This is a genomic window from Kiritimatiellia bacterium, assembly GCA_026417735.1.
Taxonomy (GTDB): Bacteria; Verrucomicrobiota; Kiritimatiellia; order PWTM01; family PWTM01; genus CAACVY01.
Window position 1 is genome coordinate 90964 of record JAOACR010000004.1, and the last position, 20500, is coordinate 111463.

Genomic DNA, 20500 nt, shown 5'->3' on the forward strand with positions numbered 1-20500 from the left:
GCCGGGCGGGTTAGGGCGCAGCGGAGTACGCCGAGGCACTCAGGGTGCCGGTTGACCGCTCGACGTGCCCCAGTGCTCCCGCTATGTTGGCGACATGACCGGGCGCGTTATCCGTTACCGGCGCCGTCCTTCCCGGACCGCGCTGCTGCTCGCGATGATGTGCTGGCTGACCGGTGCGGTGGTCGCGGCGTGGTGGCAGGCGCCGGAACGCGTTCATCTGCCGGAAGCGCGCCGGCGGGCGGCCGCCGCGCTCGCCGTCGGCGGCGTCACCGGCGGCTGGATCATCGTGATGGCGACCGCCCATCTGTGGTTCCCGCATCTGCGCGCTCGCACCCGATGACCGAGCGCGATGAACCCCTCCGCAGCAGCGATCGGAGCGGCGCACTGGCCGCCTGGGAGGAGTGGCGCGCCCGCTGCGCGCTCGGAAGGTGCGGCGAGGCCACCCGAACGTGCCTCCACCGCTTCGTGCACAGCCGAGCCGCCGCCTTCCTTTTCCGCGCCGGAACCGACGGCCGGGCGATCGGCTCCCCCACGCCCGCCGAACTCTGGCACCGGCTGGAAGTCCACCTCGTGGCCGATCGCACCCGCGCTCGTCAGCCCTACAAGCAGTGGCTGTTTGCCCGTGCCGCGCCGCTGCACGGCGAAGCGCGGCTGGATGCGATTCAGGGCGGCGCAGCGCTGATTTTGCGCGACGTGCTGCGTGAGTGGCTCCGTCGCGAAGGACCGGCCCCCGCCTCCGTCTCGCTCGAGGATCCCGTGCCCGGCTGCGAAGATCTCAGATACGCGGATCTGGTCGGCGGGGAGGACGCGCGCGAGCGGATCGAGGCTCGGGATCTGGAGGCCGCAGCACGGCAGTTGGCGTCGGCCGCGTTCTGGGCGGCGCCGCGCACGGTGCGCGTGGGCCTGTGCCTGCGCGCGCTCGGCCGGCCGCTCTTCGGCCCGCTCGCCGAACGTCTGGCCGGCTGCGGGCACACGAAGCTGGCGGCCTCGGTCCGCCGGTTCGTCGAGGACCTCGCGGCCGCCGCGATGCGGCGCCATCCCCGCGAGGAAGCTTTCGAAATCGCGATGCGAGCGCCCGCCTGGGCACGGAAATTGGCGCTGGACTGGGGACGCGCGGAAATCTCGATGGCGCCAGCCTTCCAGACCCTGACGGCCGAGCGTGGGCGCCGGCCATCGCGGAGAACACGAACATGACACCGAAGCACGCGAGGATGCCGGCGGCACCAGCCGCCCTGCTCGCCGAGTGGCTTCGCGGTTGGCGGCTGTACCGCGCCCTCGGAGCCGGTGAGTCTCCCGCTGAGATATCGCTCCATCGCGGTGCACCTGTCGCCGGCGACGAAACCGCGCCGCCGGAGGAGGGCCAAGTGCGACTGCTGGCGCCCGCGACCGCGGCGACCGCCTGCCGGGCGTGGTTTGTGGCAGTTCTGGAGCGCGCGGATCTGACTGGCTGGTATGTCGCGCCGTTCGGCGTGGTGCCGGTGCCCGCCTTCGAGAGCGAAGTGCGCCTGTCGGAGCGCCGGCCACCCTACCTGCGGACGCTGTGTCTATGGAACACGCGGCGAGTCGAAGGCCGTCGGCTCGAAGAGTTCAGCTGGCTCTGTGCACGGCTGAGCCCCAGCGAGCTGCGGGCGGCGCGGGCGGTCTGGCGCGCATGGCGCCATGCGGCGCCGCTGCCAGCGTTCCTCCGTGCCCGTGTCGGCCCACCGCTGGCGCACCCGCGCGACCCACGGCGGGAATACGAAACAGAGGAAGCTGCCGCGTGGGATGAGGCCTGTGCCTTTCTGGAAGGATCGCTGGCCCGGGAAGCGGAGGAGGTGCCGTCGTTGTACGCGATTCCCGAGGCGGAACGCTTGATGGCGGCCGAGCCCGAGGCGACGACGCCGCCCCCCAAGAAGAAACCTGACTCTCGCCCGCCACGCCAGACGGGCCACACGCGGACCTCCTGAACGACGCCGCACATCTCTCGCGCCGACGGTACCCCTCGAGCCGCTTGTGACCCTTCGGCTCCCGCGGCCGCTGGGTCAATCGGCTCTGCGGCCGGCAGCGCCCGGGCGCGATGCACCGTCCGACCGTCGTTCGGCGTCGGTCCGTCCCCACAGCCAGACGAACCCATTCTCTCGAACACGACTGTGCCGGAATTCCGCAGGCGCGGATGCAGTCGTCGCCGGGGCATCCGCGCGCAGCGCGGAGCAGTCGCCGTCCAAGCGTTGGAAAGCCGCGGGCGAGGTTCATCCAACGATTGGACGCGCCGCCTCCCGCGCCCTCTCCGCTGGCCAAGGAGAGATCCTGCCGCTCGAGAGCCTGCGCTCACGTCATCGTCGCGGGGTTTCACGCCGACGTTCCCGCGATGTGTGATGCGCGGCGCTGGCAGCTTGAGCGCGCCGGTCATCGGTATCCTTCGGGAAGCCGGCCCAACCGACCGTTCCTATGGCCGAGGGGAGTAGCCAGGTGAGCGTGCACTGCCACAGCGAAGGGGCGAAGCTCAACGCCCCTGGTCGCAGACACATTCGGCTTGTCCACTCAGCGGCCCACCTCGATCTCGCCGATCGCGTAGAAACCGCCTGGCCGATGTCGGGCCGGACGCAGGGGGAGCACCACATCCCGCGAGGCCACCGGCGCATGCAGTTTGAACTGCAGCTCATATCGGCCCGCCGGCAGATCCGCCGGCAACACCAGCGCGTATTGTTCCGGCCAGCCGTCCGCTGGACCATTCGGCAGCCACCGGCTGTTGCCGGCGGCCACCGTGGTGGTGCATGTCGCCGAGCCCTGTAGACGGAAGCACAGTTCGTACTCCCGATACGCGCGCGCAACGCCGCGGTTGAACCAGGTCATCGCCACGCGGTTGGTACCGCCGGGGCGCAGCGGTTCGGCGACTTCAACGTGGGATGGAAAATACCAATAACCGCACCGGTTGAGCAGCTCGACCGTCAGCGCGGGATTGTCGGCGAGCCACTCGCGCGCGTAGCCGTGATATCCGATCCATGTGGCGCGCAGAAGTTCCAGCGCGCGTCGCAGCACGTCCGCACCGGTCAGACCTCCGCCCCGCTCGCCCAGCGGCGAACCGGGCCGCGGAATCCAGTTGCCGACGCGTTTCACATGCCCGTAGTGCTCCAACTCCAGCACCGTGGGACGATGCGGAGCGACGTCCGCAAACAGATGCGGCATCCGAACCGTGTAGTTCGTCATCAGGCTCCAGACGTACCCCTCCACCAGAATGCTGTCATCGCGATAGCTGATGCCGGACCGCAGAATCTTCTCATGAAAGCGGCGCCGGTCATCCGGGGACTCGAGGCTAGCGACGTAGTCGTCCGAAATGACGAGTTGGCTCCGCCGGAAGTGTTTGAGATGCAAATCCACATGCCGGGCGAGCACGTCATAGCCGAACTTGCGGCGGCTGCCGGCCCAGGTGTGCCCCTCACCCCAATCACCAAAGCTGCCAATGTCCACATAGCGCACCCACGGCCGGCCGTCGTAGCGCGCCGCGAAAGCGGCCAGAAACGCGTCTAGTTTTTTCAGAAACACCGGATGACCGTAGTCCGGCTCCCAGGGCCAATCCGGGGGGCCTTGCTTGCCGTGGAAGCAGTGCTGGCCGGGGACGCCGGCATCTCGGACCCACCGTGGCGTTGCAAAGATTTGTTCGGGCCGGTTGCGGCCGGCGGTTTCTTTGCATGAGATCCGGAACGCAATGCCCAGCCCTCGGGACGTCCAGCGGGCGATCGGCTCGTCGAGCACGAGCCAGTTGAACTGCCCCTCGGCCGGTTCCAGATATGACCAGGCCAGCCGCAGGTAGACGTGATCCATGCCGGGAAACTCGGCGAGCTCCTCGTCCCGCTCCGCGAGGTATTTCTCGAGGCTGTTGTCGTAAAAGTGGTGGTACCAGCCCTTGTCGGGGTTCGGCAGCGGCGCGGTTTCATCCCAGTCGGGTCGCAAATCGAAAACCGCGGCGCGAAGCACACCACAGCTGGCGGCGGCCAGGGCTGTGGCGATCGCCCGCCGCCATACGCGGCGGCCGGCGAAACGCGGCGGCAGTCGGTTTGGTCGGCCCGCGTTCATGTCGGTCAGGTCCCTGGCCCGGCGGAGTGGTGGCCGGCTCACAACCCCCACATCAAATCGGTTCCGTCGTCCTCCTCGATGTCCCCGGCACCGGCAGCACGGGGCATCCACCGTCGGCCATCGGACTCGGCGACAACAGCGCCGGTGGCGGTCGTGAACCACGCGCCGGGGCCGAGGTGCTGCTGCACGAGCTGGCGGGCGAGCTCGACGAGCATCTCGCGCTGCCGGGTTGATGCGCCCGGCATCCCCGACGATCGCCCAAATTCCGCAACGACGACGTCCGCACCGGTTAGCTCCAGCACCCGGCGGAGACCCGGTTCGAGCTCGCGTTCCGCACCAGCGCGATCCGCCGCGGGGATTGGCGGTGCGCCGTGGTGGGGCGCGCTGATCAGGTCCGCGCGGGCGAGCCCGCCGGCGCCGGCGAGCGCCTGCGCAAGATCGGCGGGCGAGAGGTCGGAGGTCAGCAGCGCAACCGCATCGCCGTGGACCACACGCAGCACCACCGAGCCGGCGTCAGGCGAAGGGGTTCCGGGAAGCGCGGCGTGCAGCACCTCGATGCGGAACTCGCCGGTGGGAGTGCTCTCGCGCAGGATCACCTCGCCGGCACGCGCGGTGCGCACGCGAGTGGCCCAGCCGGCCCATCGGTTCAGCGCGCCACCGGCGCGCGCACGCAGCGCACGCGCCAGCGACGGCCGCGCATACCGCCCGGGGTTGCCGACGAGGGTCGCATGCATCAGCGCGGCGAGCGGGGAATCGATCGGCAGTCCGAACTGCACCGCGAGCGATTCGACGGAAAGCCCCAGGTCAATACCTTCGAAGGCGGGCGGCCGCCACAGCTCGCGCACCCAGAGGTGGTCCAGCAACCAGCCCGCGCCACCCGCCCGCTCGGGCCGCGGCGAGGTCAGCACCAGCGCGTCGAGCCGCCGGATGCCGCGGGAGGAAAGAAATGGCAGCACCGTGCGAATCGCCTCGTTGCGCCACGGGCGAGCGGGATCGGCCGGACCGGCGTCCACCAGCACCCGGCGGCCACTGGGAGTTTCGATCAGCGTCGCGCCGCCGTAGCCGACGGCCAGGAACGTCAGGCGCGGACGCTCCAGCCGCGCAGGACGCAGCGCGGCCGCCGCGACGAGCACCAACGCCGCGACGAGGCACCGCGCGACCCCGTCCACCCACGCGGGCCGCAGCTGCCAGGCCGCCAACCGCGCGACCGCCCACTCGCGAAGCGGCCGCCACCAGACGAACAGCGCACACAGGCCGTACCAGGCCCACAGGAACCAACCGCCCGGCTGGCGCACGAACGGATACGGGCAGGTTGCGGCGGCGACATGACCGAGCACCAGAAACAGCGTCGAGGCGAGCCAGTTTGCCGCGCCGAGCACCAGTGAGAGCCAGATGCCCACACCCGGAACCAGACCGACCAATCCGCCGATCGCGCCCAGCTGCACGATCACGCCGATCAGCGGAATCGCGATGAGGTTCGCCCATGCTCCCGCCAGCGGCCAGCGGGCGAAATAGTAGGCGGACAGCGGAATCATCATGCCGATCTGAATCGCGCATTGCGCCGCAAAAAAGGTGAGCAACGGTGCGGGCAGTCGGCCCAGCGCAAACCAGTCCGGCCCGCGGACGCCACGCCGTTCGAGGATCACACCGGCGCGCCAGACCATCGTCCCGAGCAGCAGCGCGGGTCCCCAGAACTGCGGAGTTGTCACCAGCGGCCAGCGCAGAATCGCGAGCGCGGCCGCCGGAAGACCCAGCGCGAGCGCCGCGGCGAGCCGCGGCCCCCGCAGCGTCTCGAGCCGTTCCAGCACCGGCGGGGTGAGCAGTCCCAGTGAGAGGATTGCGCCGAACGACAACGTAAAGGAGGGGTCGGTGAGCACCAGGGGGTTGTGCGCGAGAATCAGTGCGGCCGCCACCGGCGCACCCAGCAGCACCGAGGCCCGCAGCCCTGCATGCAGGTACGCCCAGCTCAACAACATCAGGCCGTTCATGATCACCGCGCGCAACGTCGAGGGTCGCGCGCCGGTGACAATCGCGAACACCACCAGCGCGGCGAGGACCAGCGGCGTGTACACCTGACGCGGCAACCGGATCGCCGAAAAGAGGCCGACAAACATCACCGTTAAAATCGTCACGTGCAGCCCGGACACCGCCAGCACATGGCTAATGCCGGCCGCCCGAAACTCGTCCGCAATGAACTCCGGACAGCCGCCGAACGGGCCGGGCGCCTGCAGCAGGCAGGGGACGTTTTGCAGCCCGTACCGCAGACCGAGCGTCACCGCGCCGACGAAGGCGGAAGCTGGAAAGGGGATCGTCTCCTTGATCACGCGGGTCAGTCGGTCGCGCAGGTCCAACGAAAACGCGACCCAGGACGACCGGTACGGCGCACGCTCCTCACCACCGGCCGGCAGCAGCCGCACCGGCGCCTCGCCGCCGCGCGCCGCCGGAAACATCACCGCCTGCACGCCGCCGGCGCGCAGATGCCGGCGCGGATCGAAACCGCCGGGGTTCGCCGCGCCACCCGGCAGCTGCAGCGCGCCAACCACCTCCACCAGCCGTCCGTACGCCGCGCTGGAGGACAGCCGAGCATAGTCGGGCATCTCGGGCCGGACCGTCACGTGCACCAGCCCCCCCTCGACCTGCATCCACGTGCCGCCGGCTGGCCATTCGATAAACTGCGGCAAGACCGGCAGCACTGTTTTGAAGTCGTAAACGACCGGATCTCCGCTGACACGACCGATCAGCCGCAGCGGCGCCTGCCGCTCGCCGGAGCGCGCGAAGGACGCCACCTCATTTAGAGAACGCCGCACCACAAACCGCGCCGGCCCGGTACCCCGAACCACTTCGATGCCGGTCAGCCGCGAAAACGGCGTCGCGAGCGTCCAGACCCGGCCGGCGCGCTCGCCGGCGCGTACAGTGATCACATCGCTCGTGACCCCGATCGTGCCGCGCAGCGTCCACCAGCGGCCCCGCCGGTCCGCCAGCGGACGTCCCTCGTCGTCCCGTTCGGGCACCCGCAGTTCGAGCTCACCAACCAGGCGAACTTCCAGATCGGCGGGCGGCGCCACCTGCAGCTGCAAGCGCGGACGCGCTGCCTCAGAGAGCGCCGCGGCAGCGATATGCGCCGATCCGTCCGCGGCCAGCTCGATCCGAGCCCATTCACGCTCGGGTGAAACCACCGCGGCCCGGTGGCGGACCCAGCCGCCCGCCAGGCCCAGCAGGAGCGCGGCGAGCACTCCGCGCGTCGACCGGCCGGCACCCTGCACGCGGCGCGCGGCCATCGCGAGCGCGACGCCCGCTGCCCCCGGCAGCAACGCCGGCAGCACCACGGACCACGTCGCATCGGTCGGTGCCGCCCACGACAGCGCGATTCCCGCCACGAACGCGCCGCAGCCTGCGATGATCGCGCCCCTAACGCTCATCGGCGGCGTCGGTGGTTCCAATGCCTGGATAGTAGCGGCTGTTGGAACGCCAGATCGGCGACTCTTCCGGCCGCCCGCGCCAGCGCGCAGAAACCGCGGCTCGATACTCCGGCCGCACAACCAGCACCGCGATCCCCACCGCCAATGCGCCGATCAAAATCGCCAGAAACCTCGAACCTCCCGTCTCCATTGTTCAATCTCCCGCCGCCGTTCCACCCCGTTCTCTGTCGCCGACCGCCAAACCCGCGAACACAAACAGGAACGCAAGGCAAGGCAAGAGTTCCACCGCCCCCTCCGGATCAAAGAAGATGTGACGGCGGCGTCCGGCAAGCCACAGCACGTACAACGCAAAGCCGGCGGTGTTGATCGCCAGCACCCACCGCCGCCCGGCGCCGCGCATCACATCGCCTCCTGGACGCGGCGGATCACTCGTTCGATGTCGTCCGGGCCGATCACGGGCGGCGCGGCAAGCCGCGCGGACCACCAGCGCGGCAGCTCCTCCGCCCGAACCAGCGGCAGGGGCCGGTCCGACTCAATGTTCAGCCGCACGTCCGGCGCGGCGAAGACCACCAGCGGGTCCACCGGCACGTGGCCAAGCTGCGCGCCGGCCAGACACGCCCGCACCACGGTCACCTGCTGGCGGTTCTGCCGCAGCGGGTTGTCGAGCCGGCGGGACGGTCGGCCGGGCCGGTCCTGTCGCCAGGTCGTGTCCGTCGCGCGCCCGCTGAGCGTGCCGCCCCAGTTCTTCGTTTCAATCACCACGACGCCGTGCGGGCCTACCACAAGGTGATCCACCTGAGCGCGGCGCAGACCGCTGCGGATCGAGAGGTCATTGAATACCGCGTGCCGGTCGTCGAGCTCCGCAAGTCGGTCGGCGACGCGGTGTTCGCCGCCGCGTCCGATACGAAGCATCCGATCTTCTTCTACGTCCTGACGGCTTTTCCAGCCGTGCCCGACCGCCAGCACCACCGCCGCCCCCGCCGCCGCCAGCCACGGTGCCGCGCGACCGCCGCGCGCCACCGTGACGGCCGCCAACACCCCACACACCACAGCGGCGGCCGCCTCCAGCGGCACGAGGCGCTTCAGCCGTCGCGCCTCCGACCGCACCGCATCTCGGCGCTCGGCCAGCGAGGACTCCGTCGTCAACACCCGGGCCATGGTTCAGGGGGCATCGGTCAACCGCTCCGCCACCGCATGTCGTTCGCGGATCTCGAGGATTCGCACGCGGAGCGTCTGACCGGTCTGCGTGCCGGGCACGATCACCGGAAATCCGCCGACGCGCGCAACCCCGTCGCGATCCGGCGCCCGGTACGCGCGTTCCGTGATGGTCACCTCCAGCACGTCGCCCACCCTGAGCGGGCCGCTGCCACCCGACGGTCCACCGCCCTCCGCCCGCAACTTCGCAACCAGCCGCCCGGTCGCAGACCGCTCCCCGCGCCGCACAATCTCAAACACGACGCGCTCACCCGCCGCCGCCCCAGGGATGTACACCGGCAGACCGTCGAGCATCACGCGCCCGTCGCCCCGGCTGCCCACCCCCTCAACCACTGCGGTGTGCAGGTTTGCCGGCGGCACGGGTACGGGCTCGGCACCACCCTCGGCCGGCAGCTTCTCCACTAGACGCCCGATCGCGGACCGCTCCCCGCGCCGCACAATCTCAAACACGACACGCTCACCCGCCGCCGCCCCGGGGATGTACACCGGTAGACCGTCGAGCATCACGCGCCCGTCACCCCGGCTGCCCACCCCCTCAACCACTGCGGTGTGCAGGTTTGCCGGCGGCGCCGGCGGTGCGGCAGCTCCCTGCGCGAGCTGCACGGCCGGCACAGCGGACTCCGGTGGGCCCAGCGGCACCGCCTCCGCAATGGTCCCGCGCAGCGAGATCACCTCCACCGTTCGGACCTCACCGGCTCGTGCCCCGCTCACGAATGTGACGCGACCACCGATCCGCGCGACGCCATCCGCCTGTTGCCGCGCTGCCTCCTCAATCCGCACGCGATAGCGACCGCCCACCCTCGGCGGCACGTCCGGATGCGCCAGCACATCGAGCGTCGTGCCGAGGTTGAGGCTCAACGCCGCGCTCTCCTCTACCGACAGGTGGCGGCGGACCACTTCCGGCGCCTCCGGCCGTGCGCCCCAGGCCAGTCGAATTGCTGCGCCCCCAGCCACCAGCGAGACCGCCAGCAACAGCCAGCCGGGTGGCGCAGAACGGGGGTAGGAATCGGACAGCGGGTTCGTCATCGCGTTCACTCCCGCATGCGGCGCGATCCCCGGCAGCATGCGGCATCAATAAACCAGCGTTTCTGCAGCGAGGCAACCGCCGCCCGGCGGGTCGGTCCGTGGGGGTTCTCGACGCGCGCACGCGCGACCGCTAGGCTGATGCCATGAGCGCGACGCAACCGTACGGAGGACGGGGCCGGTCGCTGCGCTGGGGGGTGGTCGGGCTCGGCACGATCGGTGCGGACCACGCAGAAAGAATCTCGCGGACGCGACGGGCAAGGCTCACCGCGGTCTGCTCGCGGGACCCGGCAAAACGAGCGATCGCAGAGCGGCTCGGTTGCGCGTTCGTGCGCGACCACCGCGAGCTGGTCCGCTCGGGCCTGTGCGATGCGCTGCTGATCGCCACCCCGCACTACGCACACGTCCCGATCGCGCTCGACGCGCTGCGGGCGGGGCTCCACGTGCTGGTGGAAAAGCCGGTTGCGGTGACGCTGGCGGAAGCCCAGCGGCTGCTCGAGGCGGCGCGTGTGCGCCCCGCCCAGCGCGCTGGCGTCATGTTCCAGATGCGCACCGAGCCGGTTTGGCACCGGATGGCCGCACTGCTGCGCGACCGCGTGCTCGGCGAGCTTCAGCGCGTGACGTGGGTGGTGACCGACTGGTTCCGGCCCGACGCCTACTACCGCGCGGCCGGCTGGCGGGGGTCGTGGGCCACAGAGGGCGGCGGAGTGCTGGTCAACCAGTGCCCCCATCAGCTCGACCTGTGGCTGCATCTGTTCGGACCGCCCTCGAAGGTCTGTGCACTCGCAGGGTTCGGCCGGCGTCATCCGATCGAGGTGGAGGACGAAGCCGCCGCGCTGTTCGAGTATTCGCGAGGACTGACGGGGGTGTTCATCACCTCCACCGGCGAGGCGCCGGGCGAGCGCCGGCTCGCGGTCGCCGGCACGGGCGGCCTCGCGGTGGTGGAGGGAACCGCGATCCGGCTGCGGTTGAACCAGGTGCGGTCGGACCGCTTCGCCCGCGACGCGCGCGAGCCGTTTGCCAAACCCCCCGCGCGCGAGCGGACGATCGAGTGCGGTGCGCCGCGCGAACCGCCGCACGAGGCGGTGATCCGGAACTTTGTCGAGGCGGTGCTGGACGACGCGCCGCTGGTTGCCCCGTTGGAGGACGGTGTGCGGCAGGTCGAGCTGGCGAACGCGATATTGTGGTCGGCGCTGCGCGAACGGCCGGTTCCGCTGCCACTGGACGCGCGCGCGTTCGAGCGCCTGCACCGCTCGCTGCGCCGCCGCTCCGGCGCGGCAGACAGGACCAGCCGTGGACACGCGCAAAGGAAGCCGGAAGGGTGAGACGAGCGTGGAAGGCTGGGTGGGTGGTGCCGCTGATGGGTGCGGCCGCGGCGATGACTCAGCCCGAGTCCGCCCCCGTGCCACCGCTGGAACCCGCCCCGCTCGGGTCGGTACGGTGGCGCGGGCATCTGGGCCGCCGGCTGGATGGGGTCGCGACCGCGCGCATCACCGATCCGGCAGCGTGGGCGCGGATCTATCCGGAAACTGAGGAGGCGTTCCGGCGACGGGAAGACGACCTTACCTACCCCAAGGCGGGTCAGTGGCGGGGAGAGTTCTGGGGCAAGTACATCCTTTCCGCGGTCGCCGCGCAGCGCTACTACGCCGACGCCGCGCTGCGTGAGCGAATCGCCAGGGCGGTCGAGGGACTGCTCGCTGCGCAGGATCCGAACGGCTACCTCGGCACGTATCGTCGGTCCGCTTTTGCCGGCCCCACCACCTGGAACATCTGGTGCCGCAAATACACGCTCTGGGGGTTGCTCGAGGCGCGCGAACTCCTCCGCGACGAGCGCATCCTCCCTGCCACCCGTCGGTTCATAGACCACCTTGCCAGCGAGTTCGGACCAGCTGCGAGCAACCTGATCGAGACCGGCCACTTCTATGGCCTGCCGAGCACCTCGATCCTCACGCCGGTGGTGCTGCTGTACCGCGCCAGTGGCGACCCGCGCGACCTCGCTTATGCGAAGTACATCACGGAGCAGTGGTCGCGCCATCCCGCCGGTCCACCCGACCTTTTGCGGCGCGGCACCGGCAGCACTCCAATTCACCGCTGGTTTCCCAACATTCCTCCAACGCAGTGGACTAAGAGCTATGAATTCATGTCTTGCGTGGAGGGCATGCTCGCGCTCCACGGTGTGACGGGAGAGGCCGCGCTGTTCGATGCCGCGCGCAATCTGTACCACCTCATCCGCGACTGGGAACGTTCTCCCCTCGGCTCGGTCAGTCTGAACGACAAGTTCGTTGGTGCGCGGGGCCTCGTGAACACCCTCGCCGAGCTTTGCGACGTCGTGTACTGGAACCGCCTGGCCTTCGAGCTATTCCGCTGGACCGGTGAGGTCACCTATCTCGACGAGTTCGAGCGCAGCCTTTACAACGCGCTGCTCGCTGGACTCTCGCCGGACGGCACATGGGGCCTGCGCCGCCTGCGGTCGAGCCATGAGCATGTGCCCGCGCATCCTCACTTCCTCCCTCACCACCACTGTTGTGTGGACAACCTTCCGCGGGGACTCTTTCAGGCGGTGGAAGCATCCTTGTGGACCGATGCGGAGGGGGTCCGGCTCGCTCTTTTCGAACCGATGAGCGCACGGATCGTCCTCCGCGACGGTACCGCCGTGCGGCTAGAGCTGGAGGGAGATGTGCTGGCCGACGAGCCGCTGCGCCTGGTCGTCGAACCGGCACGGCCGGCGGAGTTTGATCTGCGCGTTCGGCGGCCGCTTTGGGCACGACAGGTGCGCGCACGCGTTGCCGGACGACCGGTCGAAGCCGGGACTGCGCGCTGGATCTCGCTGGGACGGAACTGGCCGAGCCGGACGGTGGTCGAGCTCTCGCTGGCGACGCCCGTGCACGCGGAGCTCTTCGAACCAGCCAGGTATGCGTGGACGGATGTCGAGCTGCAAAAGGCGGCGGAGGAATGGGCGTCGCTCGGAGTGCCGCGGTGGGATCCGACAAGGCGCAAGACGGTACAGGTGAAGACTGTCACGCCAGCCGACGCGCTGCCGCACACACGGGCGGTCTTTTGGTTTAAGGGACCGGTCGCGCTTGCGCGGGACGCGCGGCTCGGCGAGGTCGCGCCGATGCGGCGGTGGCCGTGGAGCGTTGGTGAGCCGCCGACGCCGCGCGCGGAGCCGCTGCCCGCACCCGCGAACGTCTGGAAAGCGTGGCGGCTAGTATGGCCCGATGGCACTCGCGCGGAGGTCTGTGACTTTTCCTCCGCGGGCAATACGTGGGACGCGCGCTCGCGCTTCAGCGCCGTCTGGCTGTGCGCCGATCGAACAGGTGGCGGGTCCGATTCCGCCGCGGCGCAGTGAGCTCGCGCGCGAGCAGCGCTGCGCCGACGGCAGTTTCTTCCGCCGCAGGCGACAGCGCCATCGGCAGTCCGAACTCGCGCCGCACCATATCGCGCAGCAGCGGGTTGCGACGCAGCGCATTCCCGCTGGCGACGATGCGGCGCCGGCCGCGCAGCGCGATCGCCGGCAACCGCTCCCGGAGATTGCGCGCAATGCCTCGAGCCACCCCACGCGCCAGTTCACCGAGTCGCGGTGGGATCGGACCGAGCCGCTCGATCCGGCCGGTCCGCCCCTCCTCGCCCCGCTCTCCGAACCAACAGGGGTCCACGAGCACCTCGCGGCGGGCCCTCCGGCCGAGACGGTTGAGCCGGCCAAACACCTCGCCGCGCGGCGGACGCCGGCCCGTTGCGGCAGCGCACCAGTCCTGTACGAGCTCCGCCAGCCAGCGCCACGCCGCCCCACCGTTCAGCGAGGCGGCGGTGCACAGCCACTGCCCACCGAAATAGGGCCGGTACTCCCAGCGCGCTCCGCTCGGTCGCGACCGCGGGCACCGACGGCACACGACCGCCGCCTGCGCGCCGGTCCCCACCGTGACGGCGATCTCCTGCGCCGGCTCGCGCACCGTCGCGAACGCAGCGGCCGCCTGGTCCCCCACCGCCGCGGTGACGGGGATGCCGGCGGGCAGTCCCCACGCCCGGGCGGCCTGTGCACTCACGGTTCCCGCCGCACTTCCGTTCGAAACCACGCCCGGCAACCACCGCAGCGGCACGTGCAGCCGTGCAAGGGCGGCGCGGTCCCACCGGTGCCGCAGCGAGTCATACACCCCCCACGAGTCGGCGATGGACTCTGTCATCGGCGGCCGGGGGAGCCCGCACAACTCCGCGACCACCACGTCGCCGATGTTCAACGCGAGCGCTGCGCCGCGCGAGGGCGCAATCCGCGAGCGCCGCCACCACGCCAGCGTCACCGCACCGTAGCCGGCCTGCAGCATGCGGCGCGCTCGACGCCGCAGTCCCGCCAGCCAGCCGGGCCGCTCGATCGCCCGCGCGTCCTGCCAGGTGACCAGCGGTGTGAGCGGCCGTCCCCGACGGTCAACCAGCAGCACGCCGTGCATTTGCGCCGCAATACCCACCCCGCCGACACGCCGCCGTAGCGACGCCGGCAGCGAGCGAACCAGCGCGCGCGCACAACGCAGAGTGCGGCGAGCGTCTTGTTCCGCGCGGCCCTGCGGCACCGGCAGGTCCGCGCGATGCGGCCGCGATCGCACCGTAAGCACCCGTCCGTCGCCGGCGATGAGCACCGCGGCCACCTTGCTGGTACCAAAATCCAAACCGAGCCACACCAGCCCTTCCCCGTCCGCATGGCGGCGCACCGCTGAGCCGCGAGCGAAGAACGGCGCCGCGGCACTATGGCTTGGCTTCATCGGGAGCACCGACAACCGCAGCGACTGTAGCGCGCGGTGCGCCCCACCTCCAGCGCCGCTTGACGCGGATGCGCGCGCAAGCTCACGATTCGCGCGGCCCGTGCGAACCGACAGGCACCGGCCGTCTTCGAGCGCACCCCGATGAAGGACGTCCCGAACGATGCCACGGTCAGCGGAACGGTGGCGATCGTCGGCCGGCCGAACGTCGGCAAGTCCGCACTGTTCAACCGAATCGTCGGCCGACGCCTCGCGATCGTGCACGACGAGCCGGGTGTCACGCGCGATCGCATCGCCGCGGAGGCGCGATGGGCGGGCCGAACCTTCCGGCTGTTTGATACCGGCGGTCTCGCTCTCATTGACCGCGCCCGCGCACCGGACGAGATCACCGCGGCGATCCGCCAGCAGGTGGAGGCCGCGATCGAAGACGCCGACGCGATCGTGATGGTCACCGACGTGCAGGCGGGTTGCACGCCGCTCGATGAGGAGGTCGCACAGCGACTGCGCGAGTCCGGCCGCCCAGTCGCAGTGGCTGCCAACAAGGCCGACCGGTCCGAGCTGGAGCCGGCCGCGGTTGAGTTCCACCGATTGGGCTGGCCGGTGTTTGCGGTCTCCGCGGAGCACGGTCGCGGCGTGGATGCGCTTTTGGACTGGGTCGTGGCCCGCTGGCCGTCGCGCCCCGAGGGCGGCGGTTCGCAGTCCGTCGGCCCGCCGCCCACCCGTGTCGTGGTGCTCGGCCGGCCCAACGCGGGCAAATCCTCGTTCATCAACCGGCTTTTGCGGCAGGAGCGCCTGGTGGTCTCACCGGTGCCCGGCACCACCCGCGACTGCGTAGAAGTGCCGTTCTCAGTGGACATCGGCGGCGGCCGCCGGTCGTACCTGCTTGTCGACACCGCCGGACTGCGGGCCTCCAAGCGGCTCGAGTCGGCGGTGGAGCGGTTCAGCATCGCCCGCGCGGAGCGGGCGCTGCGGCGGGCGGACCTCGCGGTGGTGATGCTCGACGCCTCGCTGGGGCCCACCCGTCAGGACCAGCGTATCGGGCGGATGGTGGCCGACTCGATGGTCGGCTGCGTGCTGGTCGCGAACAAATGGGATCTGGTCACCGCGGGTCTGTCGCCCCGCGAGCGTCGCCTTCGCGAGCGCGACGCCCGTGAGGATCTCCGGCGCGAGTTCCCGTTTCTCGATTACGCACCGATGTGCTTCGCCTCCGCGCTCACCGGCGAGGGAGTGGCGGAGGTCGTCCGGGCGCTGGACCAAGCCGCCGGCCACACGCTCACGCGGTTGACAACGGGTTTGCTGAACCGGGTGCTCCACGAGGCGGTGGAGCGGCAGGCTCCGCCGACGGTGAAAGGACGGCGATTGAAGCTCTACTACGCGGTGCAGACCGGTGTCCGGCCGCTGCGCGTGCGTCTGTACGTGAACGATCCGGCGTTGCTGCTGCCGACCTATCGCGCCTATCTGGTCCACCGCCTTCGCGCTGCCTGGAGCCTCGAGGGCGCGCCGCTGGTGCTCGAGGCGGAGCCCCGGCCCCGCGGCGCTCACCGCGGCGTCTCTGGCGCGGCCGCCTCCTCCGACGGCGCGCCGGCACCGAACCGTGCGCCGGGCCCTGCTGGATCCGGGCGGTAGACGCCGGGCGCCTCGGCCACAAACCGCGGGTCTGCGAACACCGACCGCCGGTCGAAACCGCGTTGGTGCAGGAACTCCGCGATCCGTTCCGCCGGAACGCGCTCCTCGCCCCACCACAGTCCCTCCCCCGAGGGCTGGAACCACAGGTTCTCATCCATCGTGAGCGCCGCGGTCCAGTCCCGCCCCTGCAGCCGCACTAGGCTGTCGGCCGAGCGGGCGAAAATGTTCCGGCGGATCACGAAGTTCGTCGTTCGCGCCGCGTTGTCGAAAAACATCAGATGTCGGCTGTTCGGATCGGGCCTCTGTGCGTGCCCCCAGCCGCGGCCCGCATCCACGCAGGTGTTGTACTCAAAGCGAATGTTCTCGGTGAGACTCGCCTCGCCCCGGTTCCAGTATTCGAACGAATACTCGCAGTTCCAAACCACGTTGCGCCGCCACACAATGTTCCGCTGCCGGTTGGTCCCCGCACCCTGATTCGTAAGCGCGGCGTCGTAGATTTCCCACAACCGGCACTCCTCCACACGGCAGTCCTCGGCGTCCGCCCAGAACTCAATGCCGTTGCCATACCGCACCGGCCGACCGTCCTTGCGCCAGTGTTGCAGGCCGCCGCCGATCCATGCCAGGTCGCATCGCCGGACGGTGATGCCCCGCGTCGAGCCGCCACCGATCCCGTGCGCGGCGCCGTAGGCAAGCACAAGGTCCTCGTAGACGACCCACGAACAACGGGTCTGGTCAATGATGTGGCGCGTCAGTGCCAGCTCGATCTCGCGGTGACGTCGCGCGGGATGCTCCGCGCACACGAGCGTCACGCACCGCGTCCGCGGGTCATACCAGAAATCGTACTCGCCGCGCAGTTCCGCCGCCGACCATCGTTTCACTCCCCAGCGCGCGCCGCCATCGAAAATGATGTTCCCGACGTCCGCATCCAGCTCGAACGGCGGAGAGCGTCGGGGCCGGACTTGCTGCCACCGCAGCCCCTCCAGCTGTAGCGCGGTCGCCGGCTCGAGCAGGCCGCCGAGCATCCACGCGATCTCCGCCTCCGTACAGCTTTCGCCGACGGCGAACATCAACGCAGAGGCGACATCGCCCGATGCCACCATGAATGCGGGCGGCGCCAGCGGCCGCCACGGCGCGCGGGGCTCGCGCAACCGTACCTCCACCGCGCCGCGCAACGGGCCGAGCGCACGGACGCCCAGCCGCCAGTATTCGCCGGCGCGAACCGCGCCCACTGGCAGCACCAGCTGCACGTGATTTGGCCGAATGCCGGGCGCACCACACCCGAGCTTCAGCGCGCCGTTCGTTGCGCGCTCGAATGCGACCTGCGCGCCCCCCTCCGTGTGCAGATATGCGCGAGGCACATCGAGATGCCGGACGGCGCCGATTTCGTCGTACCGGGGTGGCGCGCTGCGCCACCGCTGCGGGCCGGCGGGTAGCCAGTCGTCCGCACCCGCCATCGAGACCGAGCCCAGCAGGCGCGGCGTCGGCCCCTGGCCGTAGGCGCCATACACGATGGGCGCCCCCGGTGCACCGGAGCGAGGCCGCAACTGACCCCGCCATTCGCCACCGCGGCGGAACAACACGTGATCGCCCGGCGCCAGCGCCGCGCGGTTCACCCGTGCGAGCGTCGCCCACGCGCGCTCCGGCGAGGTACCGTCGGCGTCATCGCGGCCACCCCGGTCGTCTACGTACCAGGTGGCCGCATGAGCGGCGGCCGCGAGCGTGACGACCGCCAGCGCACTGGACGGCCAACGTCGCGGCGCGGGCATACGCGCAGTATAGCGGCGGAGAAACCGCGCACGAGCCGCGCTCGCCGCGCACGACCGCGCCGGCTATGTTCGCGCGCAGTGCACACCGCTCTTCCTATTGTCGAACTTCGTGACGAACTGCTCGATGCGATGCGAGTCGCTCGTCGTGCGGTGGTCTGCGCACCCACCGGTTCCGGCAAGTCCACGCAGATTCCGCAAATGCTCGTGGACGGCGGCGTCGCGCCCGGCCAGGTGGTCGTGCTGCAGCCACGCCGGCTCGCCGCGCGACTGCTGGCCGCGAGGGTCGCCCGCGAGCGCGGCGGCACGCCCGGGGAAGAAGTCGGATACCAAGTGCGATTCGAGACGCTCTGCGGACCGTCCACGCGGATCCGCTACGTCACCGAGGGTGTGCTGCTGCGCCAAATGCTCGACGATCCACTGCTGCAGGGAGTTTCGGTGGTCATCTTTGACGAGTTTCACGAGCGTCACCTTTACGGGGACGTGACACTGGCGCTGGCGCTCGAGCTGCAGGAGGGGCCACGGCCCGACCTGCGGCTGATCGTGATGAGCGCCACGCTCACACCGGAGCCGCTGCGCGCCTATCTCGGCGACGCCCGCCTGTTGCAGTCGCCGGGACGCGCGCACCCGGTCGAGATTCGATACCGCGCCCCCGACCCGCGACGCGGCCCTTCACCGCCGGTCTGGGAGCAGGCCGCCGATGCCTGGGCGGAATGGGCGCGCGCCGGCGGCGACGGCGTCGCACTGATTTTCATGCCCGGCCACTGGGAAATCCGCCGCACGATCGAGGCGGTTCTCAGCCGCCCCGAAGCCCGCGGGTGGGCGGTGTTGCCGTTGCACGGCGACCTGCCGCCGGCACAGCAGGAGGAGGCGGTCGCTGCCGGCGGTGGCCGGCGCGTCATCGTCGCCACAAATGTCGCCGAAACCTCGATCACGATCGAGGGCGTGCGATTGGTGGTGGACAGCGGCCTCGCCCGGATCGCCCGGTACGACCCCGCCCGCGGCATGGACACGCTGCTGATCGAGCGCATCAGCCGTGCCGCCGCCGACCAGCGCGCCGGCCGCGCTGGCCGCACGGGTCCCGGCCTGTGTATCCGGCTGTGGTCCGAACGTGATCAGGCGGCGCGACCGGCGGCGGAGACGCCGGAGGTTCTGCGAGTGGACCTCAGCGAGGTCGCGCTGTTGTTGAAAGCTGCCGGCGTGCGCGATCTGGCCGAGTTCCGCTGGCTGGACGCGCCTTCCGCGGAGCGCCTGCGGTGCGCGGAAACCCTGCTGCAGGCGCTCGGGGCGCTCGACGAACAAGGCGACATCACTCCCCTCGGCCGCCGTCTGCTCGCGTTTCCGGTGCATCCACGCCACGCACGGATGTTGTTGGAGGCTGCACGCCGTGGCGCCACCGCGCCGGTCGCGGCGGTGGCGGCGATGATCCAGGGGCGCGACTTCTGGTTGCCGCGTGTACCGCGGGAGGTCGAGACGCGTCGCAGGGAACTGTTCGTGTCCGACCACGACGCGACGGACTTCGCACCGCGCCTGCGGGCGCTCGCGTGGGCTGAACGCCAGCGTTGGAATCCGGCGGCAGGGGCCGCGCTCGGTCTCCACATGGCCGCCGCGCGCGAGGCCGCCGCGCTGCGGGACCGGTTCCTCTCGATCGCGCGGGCGGACGGGCTGCCGGTCCCCGACGCCGCGCCGGACGATGCTGAACTTCGCCGCTGCGTGCTGGCCGCGTTCGCGGACCGTGTCGCGCGCCGCCTTGACGCCGGCACGCTGCGCTGCCGGCTCGTCCACGGTCGGCGCGGCGAGCTGGCGCGATCGAGCATCGTGCGCGAGGCCCCGTTGCTGGTCGCCGCGGAGGTTCGCGAAACACAGGGCCGGGAGATCGAAGTGGTGCTCTCGCTCGTGACCGCGATCGAGGAGGCGTGGCTGCACGAGCTGGCGCCCGGCGCCATCCGGGAGCGCAGCGTCGTTGAGTGGGACCCCGCCGCCCGCCGCGTCGTTGGCTGGCGGGAGCGGGTGTACCACGACCTGCCGCTCCAGCGGGCCCCGGCCGAACCGGATGCCGCACAGGCCGCGGAGCTGCTGGCGGCCGCAGTACTGCGAGGCGACGCGGCACCGCCGGGGTGGGACGAGCCCGTGCGGCGCTGGCGGCGCCGGGTGGAGCTGGTGGCCCGGTTCGTGCCGGAGGCCGGTGTGCGCGAACTCACCGAGGAGGATCTCCGTGCCGCTCTCGTCGATGCGTGCCGCGGCGCGCTCAGCGCGCGAGATCTGCGCGACCGATCGTGGCTGGCGGCAGTAAAACGGCAGATGCCAGCCACCCACGTCGCGGCAGTGGAACGGCTGGCGCCGGAACGCGTCGAGCTGACCCCGGCCGGCCGGCCGGTGCGCGTGAACTACGACGACACCGGCGAACCATGGATCGCAGCGACGATCCAGCAGCTGTATGGCGTTGAGCGCCTGCCGGCGATTCTCGGCGGACGGCTGACCCCCGTACTGCACGTGCTGGCACCGAACCAGCGAGCGGTGCAGATCACGCGCGACCTCGCCGCGTTCTGGCAGCGGGAGTATCCAAACCTTCGCGCACAGCTCGCACGGCGGTATCCGAAGCACGAATGGCGCTGAGGCGCTAGCGAAGCGCATGCGCCGGTGCTAGCCTCAT

Annotated in this window: 14 protein-coding genes and 1 pseudogene; 7 read left to right on the forward strand and 8 right to left on the reverse strand. The window is 70.7% G+C overall.

Annotated elements, in window-relative coordinates; all coding sequences use genetic code 11:
* Positions 1-94: 94 nt before the first annotated feature.
* The 3 genes from N2652_01695 to N2652_01705 are packed head-to-tail and all read left to right on the forward strand — an operon-like array spanning position 95 to position 1946.
* A complete protein-coding gene (locus N2652_01695; GenBank protein MCX7817917.1) occupies positions 95-340 on the forward strand; it encodes a hypothetical protein in 246 nt (81 codons plus the stop codon).
* Positions 337-1194: a hypothetical protein gene (locus N2652_01700; protein MCX7817918.1), complete on the forward strand. Its 858-nt coding sequence runs from the start codon at positions 337-339 to the stop codon at positions 1192-1194. Before N2652_01695 ends, N2652_01700 begins: the two co-directional genes overlap by 4 nt.
* The gene (locus tag N2652_01705) at positions 1191-1946 is read left to right on the forward strand and encodes a hypothetical protein (GenBank protein MCX7817919.1); all 756 of its coding nucleotides are present in this window, start codon (positions 1191-1193) and stop codon (positions 1944-1946) included. The genes N2652_01700 and N2652_01705 overlap by 4 nt, the downstream gene beginning before the upstream one ends.
* A gap of 574 nt (positions 1947-2520) precedes the next feature.
* Here N2652_01705 and N2652_01710 read toward each other — a convergent pair.
* Genes N2652_01710 through N2652_01735 form a run of 6 tightly spaced genes read right to left on the reverse strand, consistent with a single transcriptional unit; the run spans position 2521 to position 9713 of the window.
* The gene (locus tag N2652_01710) at positions 2521-4053 is read right to left on the reverse strand and encodes a DUF4832 domain-containing protein (protein ID MCX7817920.1); all 1533 of its coding nucleotides are present in this window, start codon (positions 4051-4053) and stop codon (positions 2521-2523) included.
* A gap of 38 nt (positions 4054-4091) precedes the next feature.
* Positions 4092-7472, reverse strand: a complete 3381-nt coding sequence (locus N2652_01715) for a ComEC/Rec2 family competence protein (GenBank protein ID MCX7817921.1) — start codon at positions 7470-7472, stop codon at positions 4092-4094.
* A complete protein-coding gene (locus tag N2652_01720; protein MCX7817922.1) occupies positions 7462-7662 on the reverse strand; it encodes a hypothetical protein in 201 nt (66 codons plus the stop codon). Before N2652_01720 ends, N2652_01715 begins: the two co-directional genes overlap by 11 nt.
* A 3-nt stretch (positions 7663-7665) precedes the next feature.
* Entirely contained in the window at positions 7666-7872 is a 207-nt protein-coding gene (locus N2652_01725; protein MCX7817923.1) for a hypothetical protein, read from the reverse strand.
* A complete protein-coding gene (locus N2652_01730; GenBank protein ID MCX7817924.1) occupies positions 7872-8630 on the reverse strand; it encodes an NERD domain-containing protein in 759 nt (252 codons plus the stop codon). Before N2652_01730 ends, N2652_01725 begins: the two co-directional genes overlap by 1 nt.
* Before the next feature lie 3 nt (positions 8631-8633).
* Entirely contained in the window at positions 8634-9713 is a 1080-nt protein-coding gene (locus N2652_01735; GenBank protein ID MCX7817925.1) for a TRAM domain-containing protein, read from the reverse strand.
* 143 nt (positions 9714-9856) lie between these two features.
* Between N2652_01735 and N2652_01740 the strand changes: the two genes are divergently transcribed.
* Positions 9857-11035, forward strand: a complete 1179-nt coding sequence (locus tag N2652_01740) for a Gfo/Idh/MocA family oxidoreductase (protein MCX7817926.1) — start codon at positions 9857-9859, stop codon at positions 11033-11035.
* Positions 11032-13059 carry a glycoside hydrolase family 127 protein gene (locus N2652_01745; GenBank protein MCX7817927.1) on the forward strand — a complete coding sequence of 676 codons (2028 nt, stop codon included), beginning with the start codon at positions 11032-11034 and terminating at the stop codon, positions 13057-13059. The genes N2652_01740 and N2652_01745 overlap by 4 nt, the downstream gene beginning before the upstream one ends.
* Here the strand turns inward: N2652_01745 and N2652_01750 are convergent.
* A complete protein-coding gene (locus tag N2652_01750; GenBank protein ID MCX7817928.1) occupies positions 12995-14461 on the reverse strand; it encodes an FGGY family carbohydrate kinase in 1467 nt (488 codons plus the stop codon). The two genes, N2652_01745 and N2652_01750, sit on opposite strands and share 65 nt — an antisense overlap.
* A 183-nt stretch (positions 14462-14644) precedes the next feature.
* Between N2652_01750 and der the strand changes: the two are divergent.
* Positions 14645-16084: pseudogene (gene der, locus N2652_01755) on the forward strand (ribosome biogenesis GTPase Der).
* On the opposite strand, the gene N2652_01760 reads toward der, so the two are convergent.
* Complete coding sequence (locus N2652_01760; GenBank protein MCX7817929.1) at positions 15997-17850, reverse strand: hypothetical protein; 1854 nt, start codon at positions 17848-17850, stop codon at positions 15997-15999. The pseudogene der and the gene N2652_01760 overlap by 88 nt on opposite strands.
* A 78-nt stretch (positions 17851-17928) precedes the next feature.
* Here N2652_01760 and hrpB point away from each other — a divergent pair, with 78 nt between their 5' ends.
* Positions 17929-20463 carry an ATP-dependent helicase HrpB gene (gene hrpB, locus N2652_01765; GenBank protein ID MCX7817930.1) on the forward strand — a complete coding sequence of 845 codons (2535 nt, stop codon included), beginning with the start codon at positions 17929-17931 and terminating at the stop codon, positions 20461-20463.
* Positions 20464-20500: the final 37 nt, after the last annotated feature.